Source organism: Pseudomonas sp. 44 R 15 (assembly GCF_900004965.1).
Classification (GTDB): domain Bacteria; phylum Pseudomonadota; class Gammaproteobacteria; order Pseudomonadales; family Pseudomonadaceae; genus Aquipseudomonas; species Aquipseudomonas orientalis_A.
This window is the reverse complement of sequence record NZ_CVTU01000100.1, coordinates 1-4,797: the sequence shown is the minus strand read 5'-3', so window position 1 is coordinate 4,797 and position 4,797 is coordinate 1. Positions and strand designations below refer to the sequence as shown.

Genomic DNA, 4,797 nt, shown 5'->3' with positions numbered 1-4,797 from the left:
AGAGCGTTTTGCTTACTTTTGCGCTTTTCAAAAGTGAGCCGCTGTAAAAGCGGAACCATTAGCAGCCGTTACCGCAGAAACGGATATGTACTCAGTCTGATCCAACATCCCGGCCAGCCCCAAGGGCGCCATCGGGGGCAAGTCGAATCGTCGCACCGCCCCTCCCACATTGAGTAATGTGTATAGACGGACTGATCTGCATCACCTGCACTTTCCGCAATCCGACCTAGACTTGTCAGAACTTCCACTCCGACAAGGCCGTCACCCCCATGATCTCCATGTCCTCCTTCCACGCCATGCTTATCCCCATCCTGATCGGCATGATCATGCTCGCCGTGGGCTTCAATTTTCGTGACAACCCCCTTGGCGTGTTCGGCATGTGGGTCGGCATGCTGCTGATCCTGGGCACCGTGGTGTACAAGATCCTCGCCAAATTGGCGCAATGACACTCGCATCTGGCATAGCGGCCTCGTACACTCGGTCCATTCATCGCTTTCAAGGTTGACCGCCTCGTGCTTTCCCGTCTGTTTGCCCTGCCCCGCTACCTGCTGATCACCCTGCTCATAATGCTGCCGCTGACGTCCGCCCAGGCGGTGGGCTTGCCCGGGATGCTGGGCGGGTCCAACAAGGCCCAACCCCAGGCCGATGTGCCCCTGGGGCAGTCGCTGGACGAGGTGATCAAGACCCTGGAGAACGACCAGCAGCGCACCCAGTTGCTGAGCGACTTGAAAAAGCTGCGCGCCGCCACGCAGAAAGCCCAGCCGGCGGCCGAGCTGGGTGTGCTCGGCCTGATCGGCAGCACGCTGTCGGGCTTTGAACAGCAGTTCTCCGGCGCCGACAGCCCGCTGGGGCGCTGGGCCAATGAAGTCGATCTGGCCCGGGATGAACTCAGCGCGCTGATGCTGCCCGCCAACGAATGGCTGCCGATCATCTTTGGCTTTGCGCTGATCCTGGCAGTGTGGAGCCTGTTGGCCGCCGCGCTGATCTGGCTCAGCCACCGCGTGCGCGAGCGCTTCGGCTTGCCCGAAGAACTGCCGCAACACCCGCGTACCTGGGACATGCTGCGCTTTGCCTTGCGCAAGCTGGGCCCGTGGTTGATCGCCTTGGTGATTACGGTTTACCTGAGCTACGCCCTGCCCTCGTCCCTGGGCAAGTCGCTGGCGATGGTGCTGGCTTACGCGCTGGTGGTCGGCACCTGTTTCTCGGCGATCTGCGTGATTGCCTTCTCGGTGCTCGACGGCCCGCACCGCCACCGCGCCCTGTATATCCTGCGCCACCAGGCCTTCCGCCCGCTGTGGTGGATCGGCAGTTTTGCCGCCTTTGGCGAAGCCTTGAGCGACCCGCGACTGGTCGCGGCGCTCGGCCAGCACCTGGCGCATACGGCCGCGACGGTTGCCAATGTGATGGCAGCGCTGTCCACCGGCGTCTTCATCCTGCGGTTCCGTCGGCCGATCGCCCACCTGATCCGCAACCAGCCGCTGTCGCGCCGTCTGACGCGTCGCGCCCTCACCGACACCCTCTCGATCATCGGCACCTTCTGGTACCTGCCGGCGCTGTTGCTGGTGGGCATTTCGCTGTTCGCCACCTTCCTTTCCGCCGGCGACAGCAGCACCGCCCTGCGCCAGTCGCTGCTGTGCACGGTGCTGCTGGTGTTGTGCATGGTGATCAACGGGCTGGTGCGACGCCACGCCCTCAAACCGCAACGCGGGCACAAGCGCCATGCGCTGTACTCCGACCGCCTGAAAAACTTCGTCTACACCCTGGTGCACCTGGCGGTGTGGCTGGTGTTTATCGAGTTGGGGCTGCGGGTGTGGGGCCTGTCGATGATTCGCTTTACCGAAGGCGACGGCCATGAAGTCAGCGTCAAGCTGTTCGGTCTGGGCGGGACCTTGCTGTTCGCCTGGCTGATCTGGATCCTCAGCGACACCGCGATCCACCACGCCCTGACCCGCTCACGCAAAGGCCTGGCCAACGCGCGGGCGCAGACCATGATGCCGCTGATCCGCAACGTGCTGTTCGTGACCATTTTTATCATTGCCGCCATCGTCGCCCTGGCGAACATGGGCATGAACGTCACGCCGCTGCTGGCCGGTGCGGGTGTCATCGGTATCGCCATCGGTTTTGGTGCACAGTCGCTGGTGGCGGACCTGATCACCGGCCTGTTCATCATTATCGAAGACTCCCTGGCCATTGATGACTACGTGGACGTCGGCGGCCACCTGGGCACTGTCGAAGGCCTGACCATTCGTACCGTGCGCCTGCGCGATATCGACGGCATCGTGCACACCATTCCGTTCAGCGAAATCAAGAGCATCAAGAACTATTCCCGCGAGTTCGGCTACGCGATCTTCCGCGTGGCGATTCCCTACAACATGGAGATCGACGACGCGATCAAGCTGATGCGCGATGTCGGCCAGGCCATGCGTAACGACCCGCTGCAGCGCCGCAATATCTGGTCGCCGCTGGAGATCCAGGGTGTGGAGAGTTTTGAATCAGGCAGCGCGATCCTGCGCGCGCGGTTCAAGACCGCGCCGATCAAGCAATGGGAAGTGTCGCGGGCGTTCAACCTGTCGCTCAAGCGGCACCTGGATGAAGCCGGGCTTGACCTGGCGACACCGCGTTTGAGCGTGCAGGTGGTGACGGGGGGACAGGAAAAAGAAAGGCCTGAAGTCAACGCGAATTAATTGTTGGAGGGGGCTTGCCCCCGATTGCGGTGTGTCAGTTGATGCATCTGTAACTGATCCACTGCCATCGGGGGCAAGCCCCCTCCCACATTTGAAGCGCAGCGGTTACGCGAGTGCAGCGCCATCCATCTTCTGACGCAGGCTCAGCGGACGCATATCCGTCCAGTTCTCTTCGATATAGGCCAGGCATTCTTTCTTCATGCCGCTCTTGCCCACGGTGCGCCAGCCTTCCGGCACGGCCTTGTAGTCGGGCCAGATCGAATATTGCTCTTCGTGGTTGACCACTACCTGAAACAGGATGTCGTCGCGGTCAAATACTGAGGTCATTGCGGTTCTCCGTCGCTCAAAGGCCGGCTGCGCACCATGCGCAGCACTGATATCTGTAGAAACGTATCAAGGGCCAGGAAAATTAGACGCTGGCGACCGCCGCCGCCAGGGCGCGCCCGAAGATCTCGGCGACGCGGTCGATCTCGGCGGCGGTGATCACCAGCGGCGGCAGGAAGCGCACCACGCTGCCATGCCGCCCGCCCAGCTCGAGGATCAGGCCGCGCTTGAGGCATTCACGTTGCAGCAGGGGCGCAAGCTGGCGATGCACCGGCGGATGGCCCTGGATGTCGCATGCGCCATTGGGGTCCACCAGTTCCACGCCAAGCATCAGCCCACGCCCGCGAATATCGCCCAGGTGCGCAAAGTCGCGTTGCAGGATGCGCAGGTGTTCGCCCAAGCGCTCGCCCATCGCCGCCGCATGCGCGGCCAGGTTGTGCTCCTTGAGGTAGCGCATCACCGCAGAACCGGCCGCCATTGCCATCTGGTTGCCACGGAAGGTTCCGGCATGCGCACCCGGCAGCCAGGTGTCGAGCCAGTCGCGGTAGACCACCACCGCCAACGGCAAGCTGCCGCCAATGGCTTTGGACATCACCACCACGTCCGGGATGATCCCCGCGTGCTCGAAGGCAAACATTTTGCCGGTGCGGCCAAAGCCACTCTGGATCTCATCGACAATCAGCGCCACCCCTGCCTGTTCGGTAATGCGCCGCAAGCCGCGCAACCAGTCGAGATCCGCCGGCACCACGCCGCCCTCGCCCTGCACCACTTCGACAATCACCGCCGCCGGCGGCAGCACACCGGCTTCGGGATCGTTGAGCAGGTTTTCCAGATAATGCAGGTTGACCCGCACCCCTTCCGCGCCCCCCAGGCCGAACGGGCAGCGGTAGTCGTAGGGGTATGGCAGAAATTGCACACCATTGCCGAGCAACGCGCCCAAGGGTTTCTTCGGCCCGAGGCTGCCCATCAGGCTCAACGCGCCCTGGCTCATGCCGTGATAACCGCCCTGGAACGACAACACCGTACTGCGCCCGGTGGCGGTGCGTACCAGTTTCAAGGCCGCTTCCACCGCATCGGTGCCGGTCGGGCCGCAGAACTGGATCTTCGCCTGCCGCGCCAGCTCCGGCGGCAACAGGCCGAACAGGTCCTGCACGAACTGGTCCTTGACCGGTGTGGTCAGGTCCAGGGTGTGCAATGGCAACTCGTCGCTCAATACCTGTTGAATGGCCTGGATCACCACCGGGTGGTTATGCCCAAGCGCCAACGTGCCGGCGCCGGCCAGGCAATCAATGAAACTGCGGCCCTCCACGTCTTCCACGTAGATACCCTTGGCCCGCTTGAGCGCCAATGGGATGCGCCGCGGGTAGCTGCGGGCGTTGGACTCCTGCTGGCGCTGACGGGCCAGCAGCGGGGTTTCGTCGAACTGATAGAGCGTCTCGCTGGCGTGCACAGACGCGGCTTCAATGGGGCTGGTGGCGACTGACATCTCTCGATCCCTCAGGTGGTGATCCGTGGGAGTGGGGAATACGCACGGACTTCATGTTCTGAAGACGCATCAGCGAGAAGAGGATTTAGGGGCCGGTGGTGTCTAACTGATGAATGAAGATCCAAATGTGGGAGGGGGCTTGCCCCCGATAGCCATAGGTATCTACACAACCCTGTAGCGCCCAACCGTAACCACGATGCGAAGCGAGCCGCTCTTGATCTGCTTTTGATCCTAGGCGCCCCGTTAAACCACGCTGGCCGAACGCAGGCTTGAATCCGTGGGTAACCCGGCAGGACGCCGGGT

General features: G+C 62.6%; 4 protein-coding genes. 2 read left to right on the top strand and 2 right to left on the bottom strand.

The annotated features are described in order from the left end of the window. Nucleotides 1-269: 269 nt before the first annotated feature. On the top strand, nt 270-446 hold the full coding sequence (locus BFP93_RS28920) for a hypothetical protein (protein WP_163001699.1): 177 nt from the start codon (nt 270-272) through the stop codon (nt 444-446). 66 nt (nt 447-512) lie between these two features. After that, complete coding sequence (locus BFP93_RS17330) at nt 513-2,684, top strand: mechanosensitive ion channel family protein (protein WP_065893996.1); 2,172 nt, start codon at nt 513-515, stop codon at nt 2,682-2,684. 105 nt (nt 2,685-2,789) lie between these two features. Here the strand turns inward: BFP93_RS17330 and BFP93_RS17325 are convergent, their stop codons facing one another. Together BFP93_RS17325 and BFP93_RS17320 are read right to left on the bottom strand one after the other, a co-directional pair. Then, the gene (locus tag BFP93_RS17325; protein WP_057721389.1) at nt 2,790-3,011 is read right to left on the bottom strand and encodes an MbtH family protein; all 222 of its coding nucleotides are present in this window, start codon (nt 3,009-3,011) and stop codon (nt 2,790-2,792) included. 82 nt (nt 3,012-3,093) lie between these two features. Further along, on the bottom strand, nt 3,094-4,494 hold the full coding sequence (locus BFP93_RS17320; protein ID WP_065893995.1) for an aspartate aminotransferase family protein: 1,401 nt from the start codon (nt 4,492-4,494) through the stop codon (nt 3,094-3,096). Nucleotides 4,495-4,797: the final 303 nt, after the last annotated feature.

Bases quoted from the DNA above. Each gene is read 5' to 3' on its own strand.
- BFP93_RS17320 (WP_065893995.1), bottom strand. From the start codon at position 4,494: ATGTCAGTCGCCACCAGCCCCATTGAAGCCGCGTCTGTGCACGCCAGC.
- BFP93_RS28920 (WP_163001699.1), top strand. From the start codon at position 270: ATGATCTCCATGTCCTCCTTCCACGCCATGCTTATCCCCATCCTGATC.
- BFP93_RS17325 (WP_057721389.1), bottom strand. From the start codon at position 3,011: ATGACCTCAGTATTTGACCGCGACGACATCCTGTTTCAGGTAGTGGTC.